General features: G+C 64.8%; 19 protein-coding genes. 11 read left to right on the forward strand and 8 right to left on the reverse strand.

Features of this window, described 5'->3' with window-relative positions; genetic code table 11:
- The first annotated feature begins 10 nt into the window (after nucleotides 1-10).
- From JHX87_RS07755 to JHX87_RS07780, 6 genes are read left to right on the forward strand one after another with little or no spacing between them, the layout of a single operon-like run.
- A complete protein-coding gene (locus tag JHX87_RS07755; protein ID WP_271885879.1) occupies nucleotides 11-1,000 on the forward strand; it encodes a BMP family lipoprotein in 990 nt (329 codons plus the stop codon).
- The gene (locus tag JHX87_RS07760; protein WP_271885877.1) at nucleotides 1,000-2,649 is read left to right on the forward strand and encodes an ABC transporter ATP-binding protein; all 1,650 of its coding nucleotides are present in this window, start codon (nucleotides 1,000-1,002) and stop codon (nucleotides 2,647-2,649) included. The genes JHX87_RS07755 and JHX87_RS07760 overlap by 1 nt, the downstream gene beginning before the upstream one ends.
- Nucleotides 2,649-3,746, forward strand: coding sequence for an ABC transporter permease (locus tag JHX87_RS07765; RefSeq protein WP_271885875.1), 1,098 nt, complete (start codon nucleotides 2,649-2,651; stop codon nucleotides 3,744-3,746). The genes JHX87_RS07760 and JHX87_RS07765 overlap by 1 nt, the downstream gene beginning before the upstream one ends.
- Nucleotides 3,746-4,384 carry a LysE family translocator gene (locus JHX87_RS07770; RefSeq protein WP_271885872.1) on the forward strand — a complete coding sequence of 213 codons (639 nt, stop codon included), beginning with the start codon at nucleotides 3,746-3,748 and terminating at the stop codon, nucleotides 4,382-4,384. Before JHX87_RS07765 ends, JHX87_RS07770 begins: the two co-directional genes overlap by 1 nt.
- 3 nt (nucleotides 4,385-4,387) lie before the next feature.
- On the forward strand, nucleotides 4,388-5,353 hold the full coding sequence (locus JHX87_RS07775; protein ID WP_271885870.1) for an ABC transporter permease: 966 nt from the start codon (nucleotides 4,388-4,390) through the stop codon (nucleotides 5,351-5,353).
- Complete coding sequence (locus JHX87_RS07780) at nucleotides 5,337-6,137, forward strand: purine-nucleoside phosphorylase (protein WP_271885868.1); 801 nt, start codon at nucleotides 5,337-5,339, stop codon at nucleotides 6,135-6,137. Before JHX87_RS07775 ends, JHX87_RS07780 begins: the two co-directional genes overlap by 17 nt.
- A gap of 9 nt (nucleotides 6,138-6,146) precedes the next feature.
- Here JHX87_RS07780 and mnmH read toward each other — a convergent pair whose 3' ends face one another.
- Nucleotides 6,147-7,211 (reverse strand): tRNA 2-selenouridine(34) synthase MnmH, encoded by a 1,065-nt coding sequence (gene mnmH, locus JHX87_RS07785; protein WP_271885866.1) that lies wholly within the window; start codon nucleotides 7,209-7,211, stop codon nucleotides 6,147-6,149.
- A gap of 3 nt (nucleotides 7,212-7,214) precedes the next feature.
- Complete coding sequence (locus JHX87_RS07790; protein ID WP_271885864.1) at nucleotides 7,215-7,775, reverse strand: L,D-transpeptidase; 561 nt, start codon at nucleotides 7,773-7,775, stop codon at nucleotides 7,215-7,217.
- 419 nt (nucleotides 7,776-8,194) lie between these two features.
- Here JHX87_RS07790 and JHX87_RS07795 point away from each other — a divergent pair, with 419 nt between their 5' ends.
- Nucleotides 8,195-10,597, forward strand: coding sequence for a heavy metal translocating P-type ATPase (locus tag JHX87_RS07795; RefSeq protein ID WP_271885862.1), 2,403 nt, complete (start codon nucleotides 8,195-8,197; stop codon nucleotides 10,595-10,597).
- Complete coding sequence (locus JHX87_RS07800; RefSeq protein WP_271885860.1) at nucleotides 10,594-11,238, forward strand: arylesterase; 645 nt, start codon at nucleotides 10,594-10,596, stop codon at nucleotides 11,236-11,238. Before JHX87_RS07795 ends, JHX87_RS07800 begins: the two co-directional genes overlap by 4 nt.
- Nucleotides 11,239-11,271: 33 nt before the next feature.
- Here JHX87_RS07800 and JHX87_RS07805 read toward each other — a convergent pair whose 3' ends face one another.
- The 6 genes from JHX87_RS07805 to meaB form a co-directional block, all read right to left on the reverse strand.
- Entirely contained in the window at nucleotides 11,272-11,751 is a 480-nt protein-coding gene (locus tag JHX87_RS07805; protein WP_271885858.1) for a copper chaperone PCu(A)C, read from the reverse strand.
- Between the two features lie 39 nt (nucleotides 11,752-11,790).
- The gene (locus tag JHX87_RS07810; protein WP_271885856.1) at nucleotides 11,791-12,123 is read right to left on the reverse strand and encodes a hypothetical protein; all 333 of its coding nucleotides are present in this window, start codon (nucleotides 12,121-12,123) and stop codon (nucleotides 11,791-11,793) included.
- A gap of 126 nt (nucleotides 12,124-12,249) precedes the next feature.
- Nucleotides 12,250-12,552, reverse strand: coding sequence for a 50S ribosomal protein L28 (rpmB, locus tag JHX87_RS07815; RefSeq protein WP_271885854.1), 303 nt, complete (start codon nucleotides 12,550-12,552; stop codon nucleotides 12,250-12,252).
- Nucleotides 12,553-12,679: 127 nt separating this feature from the next.
- Nucleotides 12,680-13,426: an isocitrate lyase/PEP mutase family protein gene (locus tag JHX87_RS07820; RefSeq protein WP_271885852.1), complete on the reverse strand. Its 747-nt coding sequence runs from the start codon at nucleotides 13,424-13,426 to the stop codon at nucleotides 12,680-12,682.
- Entirely contained in the window at nucleotides 13,416-14,465 is a 1,050-nt protein-coding gene (locus tag JHX87_RS07825; RefSeq protein ID WP_271885850.1) for a bifunctional transcriptional activator/DNA repair enzyme AdaA, read from the reverse strand. The genes JHX87_RS07820 and JHX87_RS07825 overlap by 11 nt, the downstream gene beginning before the upstream one ends.
- A 69-nt stretch (nucleotides 14,466-14,534) precedes the next feature.
- The gene (gene meaB, locus JHX87_RS07830; protein ID WP_271885848.1) at nucleotides 14,535-15,509 is read right to left on the reverse strand and encodes a methylmalonyl Co-A mutase-associated GTPase MeaB; all 975 of its coding nucleotides are present in this window, start codon (nucleotides 15,507-15,509) and stop codon (nucleotides 14,535-14,537) included.
- Nucleotides 15,510-15,647: 138 nt separating this feature from the next.
- Here meaB and JHX87_RS07835 point away from each other — a divergent pair, with 138 nt between their 5' ends.
- The 3 genes from JHX87_RS07835 (at nucleotide 15,648) to JHX87_RS07845 (ending at nucleotide 18,268) form a co-directional block, all read left to right on the forward strand.
- Nucleotides 15,648-16,055: a thioredoxin domain-containing protein gene (locus JHX87_RS07835; protein ID WP_271885846.1), complete on the forward strand. Its 408-nt coding sequence runs from the start codon at nucleotides 15,648-15,650 to the stop codon at nucleotides 16,053-16,055.
- Nucleotides 16,056-16,153: 98 nt separating this feature from the next.
- Entirely contained in the window at nucleotides 16,154-17,449 is a 1,296-nt protein-coding gene (gene serS, locus JHX87_RS07840; protein ID WP_271885844.1) for a serine--tRNA ligase, read from the forward strand.
- Nucleotides 17,450-17,518: 69 nt separating this feature from the next.
- On the forward strand, nucleotides 17,519-18,268 hold the full coding sequence (locus JHX87_RS07845) for a hypothetical protein (RefSeq protein WP_271885842.1): 750 nt from the start codon (nucleotides 17,519-17,521) through the stop codon (nucleotides 18,266-18,268).

Below are 18,268 nucleotides of genomic sequence, written 5' to 3' on the forward strand. Positions count from 1 at the left end.
GAGGTTCCTTATGTCCCTGATGAAAACGCTTCTGGCGGGTGCGGCCGTGACGGCTTTGTCGTCGGGTCTGGCTTCGGCCGATCCCGCGCTGATCTATGACCTGGGCGGAAAATTCGACAAATCCTTCAACGAGGCCGCCTTCAACGGCGCGACACGTTGGGTCGAGGAAACCGGGGGCAGCTATAAAGAGTTGGAGATGCAGTCCGAGGCGCAGCGCGAACAGGCCCTGCGTCGGCTGGCGGAAACCGGCGCCAACCCGATCGTGATGACCGGCTTTGCCTTTGGCGATGTGCTGACCAAGATCGCCCCGGATTATCCCGACACGAAATTCGCCATCATCGACATGGTGGTGGAACAGCCCAATGTGCAATCGGTGGTCTTTGCGGAAGAACAGGGCAGCTATCTGGCCGGGATCATGGCGGCGATGGCCTCGGAAACCAAGACTGCGGGCTTTATCGGCGGCATGGATATCCCGCTGATCCACAAATTCGAATGCGGCTTTGCGCAGGGCTTCATGGCGACCGCGCCCGATGGCAAGGTGCTGATCAACTATACCGGCACCACACCCGCCGCCTGGAACGACCCGGTCAAGGGCGGCGAATTGGCCAAGGCGCAGAAATCACAGGGTGCGGATGTGATCTATGCCGCAGCGGGCGGCACCGGGATCGGCGTTCTGCAGGCCGCCGCGGATGAGGGCATCCTGTCCATCGGCGTCGACAGCAACCAGAACCATCTGCATCCGGGCAAGGTGCTGACCTCGATGGTCAAGCGCGTGGACAATGCCGTCTTTGACGCCTTCACCGCAGGCATGGATCTGGAACCGGGCGTGAAGGTCATGGATCTGGCGGCGGGCGGCGTGGATGTGGCCATCGACGATTCAAACCAGCCGCTGGTCAATGCCGAGATGCTGGCCGCCGTGGAAGAGGCCAAGGCCAAGATCGCATCCGGCGAAATCCAGGTGCATGACTACATGGCCGATAACAGCTGCCCGGCCAGCTGATGAGCAGCGATGCCATTGACCGGAAGGGGCAGCCGGACACGGCCGCCCCCGCCGCCATCGAGTTGCGCGGGATCTCGAAATCATTCGGGCCGGTGCAGGCGAACAGGAACATCTCGCTCAGGGTGCCCAAGGGCACGATCCACGGGATCATCGGCGAAAACGGCGCGGGGAAATCCACGCTGATGTCGATCCTCTATGGCTTCTACAAGCCCGATAGCGGCGAGATCCGGGTCAATGGCACGCCCATCACCATCACCGACAGCCAGACCGCCATTCGCAGCGGCATCGGCATGGTGTTCCAGCATTTCAAGCTGGTTCAGAACTTCACGGTGCTGGAAAACATCATTCTGGGGGCCGAGGATGGCCCCCTTCTGCGCCCCTCGCTGGCCAAGGCGCGCGGCGTGCTGAAACAGCTGGCCGAGGAATATCAGCTGAATGTCGATCCCGATGAGATGATCGAAGAGCTTTCGGTCGGCCACCAGCAGCGGGTCGAGATCCTCAAGGCGCTGTACCGTCAGGCCGATATCCTGATCCTGGACGAACCCACCGGCGTGCTGACCCCGGCCGAGGCCGATCACCTGTTCCGCATCCTCGAAGGGCTGCGGGCCGAGGGCAAGACGATCATCCTGATCACCCACAAGCTGCGCGAGATCATGGAGATCACCGATAATGTCAGCGTGATGCGCCGTGGCGAGATGGTCGCCTCGGTCAAGACCGCCGAAACCAGCCCCGCCGAACTGGCCGAACTGATGGTCGGCCGCAAGGTGCTGCTGAACGTGGACAAGGCCCCCGCGACACCGGGCGACCCGATCCTTGAGGTCCGCGACCTGAAACTGGTCGATGATGAAGGCGTCGAACGGCTGCGCAAGATCAGCTTTGACATCCGCGCGGGCGAAATTCTGGGCATTGCGGGTGTGTCGGGCAATGGCCAGACGCAATTGCTGGAACTGCTGGGCGGCTATCCCGAAAAGGGCAGCAAGGTCAGCGGCTCGGTCCGCATGAACGGGCAGGAACTGGACCTCACCGGCACGAAATCGGACGCCGCGACACGCCGGGCGCGGGGCATCGGCCATATCCCCGAGGATCGGCAGGTCGAGGGGCTGATCATGGATTTCACCGCCTGGGAAAACACCGCCTTCGGCTATCACCGGGCGCCGGAATACAACAAGGGCCTGCTGATGGACAACGCCGCCATCCTGGCCGATGCCGAAGAGAAGATGGAACATTTCGACGTCCGCCCCCGCAATGCCCAGCTTGCGGCGCGGAACTTTTCCGGCGGCAACCAGCAGAAGATCGTCGTGGCCCGCGAAATCGAGCGTGACCCCGATCTGCTGCTGATCGGCCAGCCGACGCGCGGCGTCGATATCGGCGCCATCGAATTCATCCACAAGCGGATCGTGGAACTGCGCGATGCGGGCAAGGCGGTGCTGCTGGTCAGCGTCGAACTGGACGAGATTCTGGCCCTGTCGGATCGGATCGCGGTGATGTTCGACGGCCGGATCATGGGCGAACGCATACCCGACCAGACGACGACCGGGGAACTGGGCCTGCTGATGGCGGGTGTCACCGATACCGAACACACCCCCGCCAGCGCGGGCATTCCCCCCGATCACCGCCATGTCGAGACATTGCCAGAGGAGCCGGCCTGATGGACAAGATGCCGAAATGGGCCGATGTGATCCTGACGCCGCTGATTTCCCTGATCCTGGCCATGGGCATTTCCGCGCTGGTCATTCTGGCCATCGGGGAAAGCCCCTCGGAAGCGATGAAAACCATGGTCGAGGGGGCGCTTGGCTCCAGCTATGGTTGGGGTTTCACACTGTATTACACGACGAATTTCGTCTTCACCGGGCTGGCGGTGATGGTCGCCTATCACGCCGCCCTGTTCAATATCGGCGGCGAGGGTCAGGCGATGATGGGCGGGCTTGGCGTGGCGCTGGTCTGTCTGGCGCTGCCCTGGCCGCATTGGGGCATTGCACTGCCTGCCGCCATGATCGGCGCGGCGCTGTTCGGCGCGGCCTGGGCGCTGATCCCGGCCTGGCTGCAGGCCAAGCGCGGCAGCCATATCGTTATCACCACCATCATGTTCAACTTCATCGCCGCCGCGCTTCTGAACTATGTGCTGGTCAATATCCTGCGGCCGGTGGGCAGCATGGACCCGGCCTCGGCCCGCTTCCCCGAGGGCACGCATCTGCCCAAGCTGAGCGATATGGCCGCCGGTCTGGGCATCGAATGGGGCAAGCACACGCCGGTCAATATCACCTTCCTGATTGCGATCATCGCCTGTTTTCTGGTCTGGCTGCTGATCTGGCGCACGCGTCTGGGCTATGAGATCCGCGCCTTCGGCAAATCAGAGCCGGGCGCGCTTTATGCCGGGATCTCGCCGGTGCGGATCACCGTTATCGCCATGCTGATCTCGGGCGCGCTGGCCGGTCTGATGGCCATCAACAATGTCATGGGCGAGGCAGAGCGTCTGGTCCTGAACTCGGTCGAGGGGGCGGGCTTCATCGGCATCGCCGTGGCGCTGATGGGGCGCAACCATCCTTTCGGCGTGTTTCTGGCCGCGCTGCTGTTCGGGTTTCTGTATCAGGGCGGTGGAGAGCTGGCGCTGTGGACCACGATCCCGCGCGAGCTGATCATCGTCATACAGGCGCTTGTCATCCTGTTTACCGGCGCATTGGACAATATGGTGCGCATGCCGCTTGAACGGATCTTCATGGCGCTGCGCAGGAAGGAAGGCGCGTGATGGACTGGCTGATCCCCTGGCTGCCGGGCTTCGGCGCGGCTTATGCGATCCAGGCCGTCTCGGTCGCCTCGCCGGGACCGGGTGTCGCGCTGCTTCTGGGTATTGCGCTGTCGCAGGGCCGCGCCCGCGCGCTGGCCGCCTCGGTCGGCATTGCCTTCGGCGCAGCCTGTCTGGCGCTGGCCACCACGCAGGGTCTGGGCCTGCTGATGGAGCGGGTCGCCTGGCTCTCGACCCTGATCCGCATGGCCGGGGCGGCTTATCTGCTGTGGCTGGCCATCAAGGCCTTTCGCCGCGCGGCCGAACCGCCAGTAGTCGCCGTGCAACGCCGCGCCCATGCGCCGAACCCGTGGCGGGCCTTTCTGATGGGCTATCTGATGCAGATCACCAATCCCAAGGCGATTGTTTTCTGGCTGGCCATCGCCTCGGTCGGGGCCACGCAATCGGCCCCCGCCCCGGTGGTCGCCACCTTCATCACCGGCGCCTTCCTGTTGTCCCTTGCGGGGCATGCCGCCTATGCGGTGCTGTTGTCCTCGTCGCCGTTCCGGTTGGCCTATGATCACGCCCGCCGCTGGATCGAGGCGTCGATCGGCGTCTTTCTTACCTATGTCGCCATCCGGCTGGCAACAGATCGGAGTTGAGCCATGGATTTTCCCACAATCATCCAGATCCTCGATTCCGCCATCCGGCTGATGACCCCCTTGCTGCTGGCCTGTCTTGCCGGGCTTTATTCGGAACGCGCGGGCGTTTTTGACATCGGTCTGGAAGGCAAGATGCTGATGGCGGCCTTTACCGCCGCCTCGGTCGCCTATCTGACGGGCAGCGCCTGGCTGGGCCTTCTGGCCGGGATCGGGGGGTCGCTGGCGCTGTCGATGATCCACGGGCTGGCCTCGATCACCTTCATGGGGAACCAGCTGATTTCGGGGGTGGCGATCAATTTTCTGGCCTCGGGGCTGACGGTGCTGCTGGGGCAGAAGATCTTTGGCCTTGGCGGGCGCACGCCCTCGCTTCAGGGCAATGCGCGCTTCAATGAAATCACCCTGCCCTTCGCCGACAGTATCCGCGACGTGCCGTTTATCGGGCCGGTCTATGCCGATCTGATCTCGGGTCATTCGATCCTTGTCTATGTGGCCTTTATCTGTGTGCCGCTGACATGGTGGGTGCTGTTTCGCACCCGTTTCGGCCTTCGCCTGCGGGCGGTGGGCGAAAACCCGGCTTCGGTCGATACGGCCGGCGTTTCGGTGACGCGGCTGCGCTATGCGGCGGTGATCATCTGCGGCGTGCTGTGCGGCATTGCCGGGGCCTATCTGGCGACCGGCCTGTCAGCGGGCTTCGTGAAGGAAATGACCGCCGGGCGCGGCTTTATCGCGCTGGCGGCGCTGATCTTTGCAAAATGGCGACCGTGGAACGCGCTATTTGCCACGTTCCTTTTTGGCCTGCTTGAGGCCATTGCCAACCGTTACCCCAATCTGGAACTGGGGCCGATTACGATACCGTCGATGTTCATGAATGCCTTGCCCTATATCCTGACCGTGATCATCCTTGCCGGTTTTGTCGGTCGCGCAATTCCGCCGCGCGCAGGAGGAGAACCCTATGTCAAAGAGCGCTGAACTTGCCGCAGTCATTCGCGCAAGGGCCGGGGCAGAGCCGCCCGAATTCGGCCTGATCCTTGGATCCGGTCTGGGCCATCTGTCCGGCACGGTGGACGGCGTCGCCATCCCCTATTCCGACCTGCCGGGCTTTCCGCATGCGGGTGTGTCGGGCCATGTACCGCAACTGGTCATCGGCGAGCTGGAGGGCCACCGCGTCGCCATTTTCGGCGGCCGCGCGCATTACTATGAAAGCGGCAAGCCCGACGCCATGCGCCTGCCGCTGGAGGTGCTGCGCGATCTGGGCTGCGAGAAGCTGATCCTGACCAACGCGGCCGGTTCCGTGCGCGAAGATATCCAGCCGGGCGGGCTGATGCTGCTGCGGGATCACATCGCATTCGCCGGAAACAATCCGCTGATCGGGGAACAGACCGATGCGCGGTTCGTACCGCTGACCGATGCGCATGACGCCAGGATGCGCGCCGCATTGCAACGCGCGGCGGTCAAAGAAGGTGTCGATCTGTCCGAAGGCGTCTATTGCTGGTTTTCCGGCCCCAGCTTTGAAACCCCGGCCGAAATCCGCGCCGTGCAGATCCTTGGCGCCGATGCGGTCGGCATGTCCACCGTGCCAGAGATCATTCTGGGCCGTTTTCTGGGCCTGCGCTGTGCCGCGGTGTCGGTCATCACCAATATGGGCGCCGGGCTGAGCGATGAATCGATCAGCCATGACCACACCAAGGCCATGGCGCCGCTGGGTGCGGCCAAGCTGGAACGGGTGCTGCGCCGGTTCCTGCGCGATGGCTGAGGGGGCTTTCTAGCCCCGCCCCGCCGGGTGCAGATGCGCCAGCGCTGCCTCGACCCGCGCGGCGGCCAGATCGAGATCCGTCAGGTCTGACAGCGCGACCACGTGGCCGCGCCCGTCATCATGGCGCGCGCGGTGGCGGTGATAGCGCGGATCGTAGTGATCGTTCAGCAGCCCATGCGCCAGTCGGGTCCATTGGCCCTCTGCCGCCTGCTGCTGCCATGTCAGGATCCGCTCGGAAGGATGCAGCCCCGACATGGCGGACAGAATTGCCGCAATCTGGTCAGGATCGGCCGACATGTCGCGATAGCTGTCAGCGGTAAAGCGGGCGCGCGCCTCGACCGGGATATCCAGCCGGATCCGGGGCGCGGCGCAGATCGACTGCCAGACCGATTTCGGGATGTTGAGATTGCCGATCCGGCTGCTTTCCGCCTCGACCACCACCGGACGGGACGGGTCCAGCGCCTCGATCGCCAAAGCCAGACGGCTTTCGAACATCTTCTGGCCGGGCTGACCGCCGGGCATGGCGCCGAACAGGCTGCCGCGATGATTTGCCAGCCCCTCCAGATCGATGATCTGCACGCCCCGCGCCGCCAGACGGCCCAGAATCGCGGTCTTGCCGCTGCCGGTATTGCCGTCCAGCACCACCACGGGCGCGGGCATGGGATGATCCTGCACCCGCGCGACCACCAGCTTGCGCCAGCTTTTATAGCCGCCCTCGACCCGGTCAACGCGCCAGCCGATCTGGGCCAGGATCGTCTCAAAGCTGCCCGAACGCTGGCCACCCCGCCAGCAATAGATCAGCGCCCGCCACGATCCATCGCGATCCGCCAATGGCCCGGCGATATGGCGCGCGGCATTGGCCGCCACCATCGCACCGCCGATCTTGCGGGCGTCGAAGGGGGAGACCTGCTTGTAGATCGTGCCGACCTGTGCGCGTTCGTCATCGCTCAGCACCGGCAGGTTGATCGCGCCGGGCAGATGATCTTCGGCATATTCGGCGGGCGCACGCACGTCGATAATATTATCGAACCCCGCAAAGGCGGGGTCCAGAACGCGTGTCAGTGTCAGGGCCAAGGGTCAGAAAACGTAGACGGGCGTGCCCAGCGGAACCTGATCGAACAGCGACATCACTGCCTCGTTGCGCATGCGCAGGCAGCCGTTGGAAACAGCGCTGCCGATCGATCCGGGCTGCGTGGTGCCGTGGATGCGGATGGCGGTATCATTGCCCCTGGCATCGTAAAGATACAGCGCCCGCGCGCCCAGCGGGTTGGTCGGGCCACCCGGCATGCCATCGGCCCATTTCGCATATTGGCCGGGGTTGCGCTTGATCATGTCCTGCGTGGGGCGCCAGCTTGGCCATTCGACCTTGCGGCCGATGGTGGCCTTGCCCTTCCAGACCAGCTCGTCCCGGCCCACGGCCACGCCATAACGGATCGCGCGACCCGGCGCGACGACGTGGTAGAGGAAGAAATCCTTGCTGACCACCACGATGCTGCCAACCTCGAAATCCTCGCGAATGGCGACCTCGGTCGGGGCATAGGGGTCAGCGCCTGCCTGCTGGGCCTGTACCAGCGCAGGGCCAAAAACAACCGTCGCGACCAGCGGCACGGCCAGCGACATGACTTCACGACGTTTCATGGATGCTCGTCCTGTGTTCTGCGTTTATTTTGCGTCTTGGCCTTTATTTACTGCGAATTATGGCACAAAGGCAATTCACGTCGGTGTTGTGATGGCCGAGGCTCTTGAAGGCGCGCCCGATTGGTCACATCTTTGCCTCATGGCACATGAAACCGCATCCTGTTGCCGCGCGGCGAAAGCCCCGCGCAGGCCAGCCCCCCGCCCCCGGCATCTGTGCCGCGGTCGCGGGGATCGTGCGTGCCGGTGCCACCAAACCAGCCGCAACCGTCTGGCGGAACTGCCTGCCGGTCTGCGGATGTTGCGCGATGCGCGTGACACGGCACGCCCGCAACTGCTGATCCACGATCCGGCACGGCCGCAAGCGCCCCCTCGTTTCCCGAACATGCCCGCTTTCAAACGCATGATTTCTGGAAACAACCATGACCACATCTGAACTGAATCTTTCGATCCCGGGGATTACCTGCTCGGCCTGCGCGGGCCGGGTAGAGCGTGCGCTGACGGCCTTGCCGGGTGTGCGCGACATCTCGGTCAATCCTGTCACCAAGCGCGCGCATCTTTCGGTCGCGGGCGCAAGCCTGCCCGATATCGACGCCGCGCTGCGCGATGCGGGCTATCCCGCCGAATGGGTCACCACCAAGATCCAGATCGAGGGGATGAGCTGCGCCTCTTGCGCGGGCCGGATCGAGCGCGGCCTGACCGCCCGGCCCGAGGTGACCGATGTGAAGGTCAATCTGGTGTCGAACAGCGCCACCATCCGCCACCCGCCCGACCTGTCGCCGCAGGCGCTGGCCGATGCGGTGACGGCACTGGGCTATCCGGCCCGGCCCGCCGCCGATACGCCAGCCCGCGACCGTTCCGATCCGCACCGGGATGAGGCGCAGGCCCTGAAGCGGCGCTTTCTGATCGCGCTGGCGCTGACCCTGCCCGTCTTCCTGACCGAGATGGGCGGCCATCTGTTCCCGGTCCTGCATCACTGGCTTTACGGCACCATCGGGCAACAGCCGCTGTGGCTGATGCAGATGGTCCTGACGGCGCTGGTGATGGCCGGTCCGGGGCGGCAGTTCTTTACCACCGGCATTCCCGCCCTGCTGCGCGGCGCGCCCGAGATGAACAGCCTGGTCGCCCTGGGGGCAGGCGCCGCCTTTCTGTATTCGGCCACGGTCACGCTGATGCCATCACTGGTGCCCGCAAGCTCTCGTTTCGTCTATTTCGAGGCGGCGGCGGTGATCGTCACGCTGATCCTGATGGGCCGCTGGCTGGAGGCCCGGGCAAAGGGTCAGGCCGGTCAGGCCATTCGCGCGCTGATCGAACTGGCCCCCGACAGCGCCACATTGCTGCGCGACGGCGAGGCTGTCACCGTGCCTGTGGCCGATCTGCGCCCCGGCGATCTTTTGCGTCTGGCACCCGGCGAACGGGTGGCGGTGGACGGGATCATCACCGAAGGCAGCGGCAGCGTGGATGAGGCCATGCTGACCGGAGAGCCGATCCCGGCCAGCAAAACCGTGGGCGATGCGGTGACGGGGGGCACGGTCAATGGCAGTTCTGCCCTGACATATCGCGTGACGGCAACCGGCGCGGATACGACCCTGTCGCGGATCGTGCAGATGGTCGAAGAGGCGCAGGCCGGCAAGCTGCCCGTGCAGGCGCTGGTCGATCGGGTCACGCGGGTCTTTGTGCCCGTGGTTATCGGCCTTGCGCTGCTGACCTTTGCGCTGTGGATGATCTTTGGTCCCGATCTGGCCCATGCCGTCGTCGCGGCGGTGGCGGTGCTGATCATCGCCTGCCCCTGTGCGATGGGCCTGGCGGTGCCGGTCTCGATCATGGTGGGCACCGGTCGCGGCGCGCAGCTGGGGATCCTGTTCCGGCGCGGCGACGGGTTGCAACGTCTGGCCGAGGCGCAGCGGATCGCGTTCGACAAGACCGGGACGCTGACATTGGGACGGCCGGAACTGACCAGCCTCTGGACCGATGGCATGGCCGAGGATCAGATCCTGCGCCTGACCGCCGCGGCAGAGGCGCAGTCGGAACATCCGCTGGCGAATGCCATCCTGACGGCAGCGGCGGATCGCGGGCTGGACCTGCCCCCGGCCAGCCAGGTTGAGGCAAAGCCGGGACGTGGCTTGTCGGCGGTTGTCGAGGGGCATGACCTGCTGATCGGAAATGCCGCAGCGCTGTCCGAGGCCGGGATCACCCTTGCCCCGGATCTGCCTGACGCGCAGGGCGTCACACCCGTTCATGTCGCGCTGGATGGCCAGCACCGCGCCACGCTGGCGCTCAGCGATCCGATCCGTCCCGAAGCTGCCGCGACTGTCGCCGCGCTGCATGATCTGGGCCTGCAGGTGGTGATGCTGTCGGGCGATGTTCAGGCCACGGCCGAAAGCGTCGGCCAGCAGATCGGCATCGATCAGGTGCAGGGCGGCCTGCTGCCCGATGACAAGCTGAAGGCCGTGCAAGAGATGGGCGAAGGCTCTGTCTTCGTTGGCGATGGCATCAATGACGCGCCCGCCTTGGCGGCCGCAGATACCGGCATCGCCATCGGCACGGGCACGGATATCGCCATCGAATCGGCGGATGTCGTGCTGATGTCGGGCGATCCGTCCGCAGTTCCGCAGGCAATACGCCTGTCACGCGCGGTGATGCGTAATATTCGCCAGAACCTGTTCTGGGCCTTTGCCTATAATACCGCGCTGATCCCCGTGGCGATGGGCGTGCTGGTGCCCTTTGGCGGGCCGCAACTGTCGCCGATGCTGGCGGCGGGGGCGATGGCGCTGTCCTCGGTCTTCGTGGTCGGCAATGCCCTGCGGCTCAGGCGGGCGGCATGACCGGGCGTCGGCGCTTTCTGTCGCTGACGGCGGCGGCACTGGCCCTGCCCTGCATCGTGGCGGCTGAGGAGCCGACAAGGCGGCTGCTGATCTTCGGCGACAGCCTGACGGCAGGCTATGGCCTGCCACGCGGACGCGGCCTTGTGCCGCGCCTGCAAAGCTACCTGAACCGTCGCAACATCGCGGCAAGGGTGCTGAATGGCGGTCTGTCCGGCGACACCACCTATGGCGGGCGGGTGCGGATCGGATGGTCGCTGGCCCGCCATCGCCCTGATGCCGTGGTGGTGGAACTGGGGGGCAATGACATGCTGGCTGGGTGGAGCGTCCGCAAGGCCGAGGCGAATATGGACGCGATCCTGCGGTCCGCGCGGGCGGGGGGACGCCCGGTGCTGCTGGTCGGCGTCCACCCGACACGGGGCGAACCGGCATGGCGGCAGGGCTGGATCGACCTATGGCCCCGGTTGGCGGCGCGCCATGGCGTCCCGCTGCTGCCGGATCTTTACGCCCCGCTGGCAGCACGGCCCAGAGAGGCACGGCGCGATCTGGTACTGGCCGACGGGCTACATCCCTCGGCCAAGGGGGTGGAACTGATGGTTCAGGCGCTTGGGCCTGCGGTCGTCGCGCTGCTGCAACAGCGGTGACGGGGCGGCCCGGCGGACCGCCCCGCGCATGGTTCAGTGACCGCTATGGTCGGCATCGTCCTTTTCAACCGGCATCGCGGCCTCTTCCGGGCTGCGCTGGTTATCGACCGGGGCCTCGACCTCGATCGTGCCGCAATCGCCGAAATCCAGCGTCAGATTGACCACATCGCCATCGCTGAGAGGCTGGGTCACCCCCATCATCATCACATGATCGCCACCACGGGCCAGCGCGCGGGTGGATTGCGCCTCGACCGGGAAGCCCTCTTCGACCTTCATCATCTTCATGACGCCATCGGTTTCCAGATTGGTATGCAGCTCGACCCGCTTGGCCGCGTCCGAGGACGCCCCGACCAGCGTGCAGGCCGTCTCGCGGTGATTGTCCAGAACCATGAAGGCCCCGGCGGTTTTCGGGTTGGAGCTGCGGACATAGGCATTCTCGACCGAAACCCCGTCATGGGCAAAGGCGGTCAGGGGCATCATGGCCGCAACAGCGGCAAATATTTGGCGTTTCATCATATTCCTCTTTCTACGCGTTGATATCTTTCGGAAAGATCAAAGCGCAGGAGGCGCGCGGGCAATCCCCGAAGGGGTTGCTCGGCTGACAAGGGCAGCTTCCTGTCGCAGCGCGATCCGCACGGCATGGGCCACGCGGTCGCCGTCGGCCGGGGCCTCGGCAATGGTGCCCGCCAGCAAGGACAGCGACATGTCGGGACAGATATGCGCGCGAAGGCGACCGGGCGCATCGGGACGGTCGACCACGACGACAGCCTCGCCGATGCACAGCACGACCTGACCGCCGACCATCGCAGTGCCGCGCGCCGCGCCAAGACCGATGCTGGTCAGCACGATACACAGGATCAGCGCAAGATAGCCAAAGGGTCTCAACAGGTTCTCCCAGGGAACAGCGATGCTATAGCTGCCCGGGACCGTCCCCGCAATTCACTTTGCTGCAAATGCGAAAAGCCCTGTCATTTCTGACAGGGCCCGATCGCATCGGCGTATGTGCCGAAATCAGGACAGCGCGGCTGCGGTGTCGGCCGATTTCTTGACCAGCTCACGCTTGATTTTCAGCGCACGCTCGGACAGGTCGGCATCCTTGGCTTTGGCCAGGAAGGCATCCAGACCGCCACGGTGATCGACCGAGCGCAGGGCGGCTGCGGAAATGCGCAGCGAATAGTTGCGGCCCAGAGCTTCCGAGGTCAGCGTGACATCGTTCAGGTTCGGCAGGAAGCGACGACGGGTCTTGTTGTTAGCGTGGCTAACGTTATTGCCGGTCATCGGACCTTTGCCGGTCAGTTCGCAAACGCGCGACATGGTTTCTATCCTTCGTCTCAGCTTAGCGGGCGTTCCCGGCAGAAGGGTCCGTCCCAATGTGAAAGGGCGCCGCGTGGCAGCGCCCGGAATTCCGTTTGCGGGTGGTTACAAAAACCCCGCGGAAAGGTCAAGCGAGAATCCTGAATTCTTCGCCCGCCGCCTGTGTCAGCGCTGCCATTGCGGCCCGCCACGGGAAGGGCCCGTGGCTGATCCGCGCAACCTGCAGCGCCGCCAGTTCGTTCGCCGGTGGTGCCGAGGGCGCGGCCATGATGTTGACCGGCAAGGGACATTCGCGGCACAGGGTCGCGATCAGACCGGCATCGGCCAGACCGGGCGCGAAAAAGCACCCTGCCCCGGCCTGCGCATAAAGGCTGGCACGGGCCAGTGCATCCTCTATCAGATCGGCATGCCGCGTGGCCGGGTTTTGCAGGAACAGATCGGTGCGGCCATTGACGAAAAGGTCGGTCCTGTCGCGGATGGCCGCGATTCGCGCAGCATGTTCGCGGGCCGGGCGGATGCCTTGTTCGGGCGGGATGCCATCCTCCAGATTGATGCCGACCACGCCCAGATCCTGCAATCTGGCTGCATTCGCGGCAATCTGGTTCAGGTCATCGGAATAGCCCGCCTCGAAATCCACGCTCAGCGGCAGATCCGAGCTTTGGCGGATCCGCCGCACGACCGTCAGCAGCAGATCCAGCGGCAGTTCCTGCCCGTCCTCATAGCCAAGCGCGCCTGCAACGGATGCGCTGCCGGTGGCCAGGGCGCTGGCCCCGGCCTCCTGCACGGCCCGGGCAGAGCCTGCATCCCAGATATTGAACAGGACCAGCGGGCGGCCGGGCTGGTGCAACTCGCGAAACAGAACATCAGGCTGCATAGCTTCTCTCGATTTCGATCAGTTTTTCCTTGCGCCACAAACCGCCCGCATAGCCCGTCAACGTACCATCGGCGCCAATGACGCGGTGGCAGGGCACGACCAGCGCCAGACGGTTGGTGGCATTCGCGCGGGCCACGGCCCGTGTCGCCGTGGGCCGCCCGATCTGGGCCGCCAGTTCGGCATAGCTGCGGGTTTCGCCTGCGGGAATGGTCTGCAGCGCGCGCCAGACCTGTTGCTGAAAATCGGTTCCATGCAGCGCCACGGGCACATCCAGCATGGCCGCCTGACCAGCGAAATAGCGATCCAGCTGCGCCTTGGTCGCGTCATGGATGGCGGTGCGGCCAAGCCCGATCCGGCCTTTCGTCAGCGCCGACAATTTCCGCAGCCCTTCGGGCAGGGCCTTGCGTTCGACAAATTCAAGCAGGTGCAGGCTGGTTTCATCGGCAATGGCAATCATCCCGCCCAGCGGGGTGTCGATCCAGTCCGCACGCAGATCGGACGCGCCGCGCATCTGGTGGGGCGCGTGGCCGAACAACCGCTCGAACGCGGTGCGAAATCCGGATGCGGAATCGAAGCCCGCATCCAGCTGTGCATCAATCATCATCGATCCTTTCTGAAGCGTCGACAGCCCGCTGCGCAGACGCGCGGCGCGGGCCATGGTCAGGAAGCTTTCACCGAAATGCCGCTTGAAGGCCCGCCGCACGGTCGAGGGATCATAGCCCAGCCGGGTCAGATCGGCCTCGGACCAGCGATGCTCGGGATCGGCCTTCAGCCGGGCGGTCAGATCGCGGATGATCGGGTCGCCCTCGGCCGTGGCGCCGACGGGATAGCAGCGGCGACAGGGGCGAAAACCTGCGGCGGCGGCCTGGGCGGCGGTGGCGAACCAACGGCAATTCGCCGCCAAGGGTTTGCGCGCGGGACAGGTCAGGCGGCAGAAGATCCCCGTCGTCGTCACCCCCACGAAGGCCCGCCCCTCATAGGCGGGATCGCGGGCCATCAGCGCGGCATAAAGCGTGGCATCATCGGGCAAAGCGGGCATGAGTGGTTTCCTTGTCTCTGCCCCTGTTCTAGCCGATTCGTATCACGCGGGCGCCGCAAAATCGGGCGTTTATTTTGCGGCGGTGCTGGTCAGCCAATCCAGCATCTGGCGCGCGGCCTCGGCCGGGGCGGCGTCGCCCCGGGCCACTGCCGTGCCAAGCTGATCCAGCCGCGCCCGCGCATCGGGCGTGTCCAGCCGTGCCAGCAACCCTGCCCGCAGTTCTGCCATGAACCAGTGGCGGGCCTGCTGGGCGCGGTTCTCATCGAAATGCCCGTTCTTCCGACGCCAGTCGGTCAGCGCCTGCATCTCGGCCCAGGCATTCGGCAACCCGTCCTGCGTGGCGGCCGAGACCGGCAGCGCCTTGGGAAAGCCCTCGGGATCCTGCGGCCTTTTGCGCAGAAGGCGCAACGCCCCGGCATAATCGGCCACCGTGCGGCGCGCCGTGGACAGCAGATCGCCATCGGCCTTGTTGACCAGAATCAGATCGGCCATTTCCATGATGCCGCGCTTGACGCCCTGCAATTCGTCCCCGCCCGCCGGTGCCAGCAGCAGCACGAACAGATCGCACATTTCCGCCACCAGCGTCTCTGACTGGCCGACGCCCACCGTTTCGATCAGCACCACGTCATAGCCTGCCGCCTCGCACAGGCGGATCGCCTCGCGCGTGCGGCGCGCCACCCCGCCCAGTTGCGCGCTGGAGGGCGTGGGCCGGATAAAGGCCATGGGATTGCGCGACAGCGTTTCCATCCGCGTCTTGTCACCCAGGATCGAGCCGCCCGAGCGGGTCGAGGAGGGATCGACCGCCAGAACCGCGACCCGCAGCCCGGCCTCGGTCAGCATGGTGCCAAATGCCTCGATAAAGGTGGATTTGCCGACGCCCGGCGTGCCTGACAGCCCGATCCGCAGCGCCTGACGGTCCGGCAGAGTGGCCAGCAGGGACACGGCCCGGTCGCGGTGGTCGCTGCGTGTCGATTCGATCAGCGTGATCGCCCGCGACAATGCGCGGCGGTCGCCCTGAATCAGCGGGTTCAGAAGATCGTCCATGAGACCCCGTCGCAATATGGCGGCATGGCCGCTTGGACCGTGGATAGGCGGCCATGCGTCAAAAGCCAAGGGTCGCGGCCTTGCTTGTGTGGCTGGCAGAGGGCTAGATCGGGCCAAGGTCTTTTCAGGGATCCGCCCATGCTGCGCCGTCGTGGTTTTCTTGCCATCTGCCTTTTCACCGCCTTGCGGGGCGCGCCTGCCTGGTCGGATGCGGCCCGGGGGCTGCGGCTGCTGATGGTCGAAAGCAAAAGCTGTCTCTATTGCGCGGCCTGGCGGGCAGAGATCGGTCCGGGCTATGGTGGATCGGCGATCGGTCGGCGCGCGCCGCTGGTGCCGGTGAATATAGACGGGCCCTATCCTGACGGGCTTGCCCTGGCGCGCCGCCCCGCCCTGACGCCGACCTTCATCCTGCTGCGCGACGGGATCGAGCTTGGCCGGGTCGAGGGCTATGCCGGTGCAGACCAATTTTATCCCCTGCTGGCGCAGATGATGGCGCATGCGGGAATTCCAGTGCAGCAGGGCGGCAAGGGCGTCGCGGATCGGTGACGTTTCTGGATATTTAGACACAGAAGAAATCGATACTCTTTTGTCGGCAGCCGCGATGCGCTAGGCAGGCGGCATTTCTAAATCAGACGGTGACAGACATGCATGATATTCGTGCCATCCGTGAAAATCCCCAGGCTTTCGATGCGGCGCTGCAACGTCGTGGCCTCAGCGGAATATCGGAGCAGGTTCTGTCGCTGGATGCCGAACGCCGCGCCCATATCGTCGAGGCGGAAACCGCGCAGGCCGAACAGAATCGCGCCAGCAAGGAAGTCGGCGCCGCCAAGGCCCGGGGCGATGAAGAAGAGTTTCAGCGCCTGCGGCAATTGGTGGCCGAGAAGAAGGCCGATGTGGCGCGAATGCAGGCCGAGGCGGCGATGCTGGATAACCGGTTGCGCGATTTCCTGATGGGCATTCCCAACCTGCCGCTTGAGACGGTGCCGGACGGGGCGGATGAAGATGACAATGTCGAGCTGCATCGTTGGGGCACGCCGCGCAGCTTTGAATTCACCCCGGTCGAGCATTTCGAGATCGCGGGCGTGAAGCCCGGCATGGATTTCGAAACCGCCGCCAAGCTGTCGGGCAGCCGCTTTGTGCTGCTGAAGGGCGCCGTGGCGCGGGTTCATCGTGCGCTGGCGCAGTTCATGCTGGATCTGCATGTCAGCCGCCACGATCTGGAAGAGACATGGACGCCGGTTCTGGTGCTGGAAGACATGATGATCGGCACCGGCCAATTGCCGAAATTCGGCGAGGACAGCTATCAGACGCGCGAGGGGCATTGGCTGGTCCCGACCTCGGAAGTGACGCTGACCAATACCGTTCATGGCGATCTGGTCGATCAGGCCAGCCTGCCGCGCCGGATGGTCGCCCACAGCCAGTGCTTCCGGTCCGAAGCGGGCAGCGCGGGACGTGATACCACCGGCATGCTGCGTCAGCACCAGTTCGAGAAGGTCGAGATGGTGTCGATCACGGATGCCGAAAGCGGTCTTGACGAACATGCCCGCATGACCCGCTGCGCCGAGGCGGTGCTGGAGGCGCTGGAGCTGCCCTATCGGACCATGGTGCTGTCGACGGGCGATATGGGCTTTGGCGCGCGCATCACCCATGATCTTGAGGTCTGGCTGCCCGGGCAGGACAAATATCGCGAGATCAGCAGTGTCAGCTATTGCGGCGATTTTCAGGCGCGGCGGATGAATGCCCGCTATCGCCCCGAAGGCGGCGGCAAGCCGGAATTCGTCCATACGCTGAACGGCTCGGGTCTGGCGGTCGGCCGGACGCTGATCGCGGTGTTGGAAAACGGCCAGCAGGCGGATGGATCGGTCCTGTTCCCGGCGGCGCTGCATCCCTATCTGGGCGGCGCCACGCGGCTTGGCGCCGATGGCAAGCTTTCCGCCTGATCGCCCATGCAGTCAGGCCCGGCAGGTTGACATGCTGAAACCGCGCAAGCCCTGCGGGCGTTGAGTCACATGGAACGCGCACAGGATATGCTTTATCTGGCGGCGGTACTGGGCTTCGTCGGAAGTACCCTGGCCTATGCGTTACACCCCACGACCGATGTCATCGCGCAGACAGCGTCGCTGACCAGCGGCCTGCTGATGTATCCAAGCATGGTCGTGCCAGAGGCGATGCGCCTTGCCGATCTGCCGCATGTGTTCCTGCATCCGCATAATCTGGTCGTCTGGGCCCTGCTGATCAGCCTTTGGGCGCTGTTGGTGCTGGATGCGATCGTCCGATTCGTGAATCGCGATTCGCAGGACAATGGCTGGGCGCGATTCTATTTCACCATTGCGCTGATCGTCGGCGCGGCCTGGCCCTGGATCTACGAGGACAGTCCGGTCTTGGCGGCGCTTGGCGCGATCATCATGCTTAGCGCGGCGCTGGCGGCTGCGTTCCACGATTCCGAGGTCCGCAGGCCCGCAATCGGCTATTTCGCGGGCTGGAGTACCGGGATCAGCATGATCACGATCCTGTCTTTGCTGTGCGGGCATGTGGGCCTGTCCATGACCGTCACCACCAGCATCGTGATGGTTCTGGCCGCGCTGTTCGGCATCATCGTGCAGACAGAGCTGAACCACAGGGTCAGCTATGCCGTGGCGCTGATCTTCGTGTTCTGCGGGCTGACTGTGGCGACCATGGGCAATGACATGATCATCACATTGGCCGCGATCTTCAGCATCGCCGCCATGACCATCATGCTGATCCGGGCAGCCAGTTAG

This window comes from Paracoccus fistulariae, assembly GCF_028553785.1.
Classification (GTDB): Bacteria; Pseudomonadota; Alphaproteobacteria; order Rhodobacterales; family Rhodobacteraceae; genus Paracoccus; species Paracoccus fistulariae.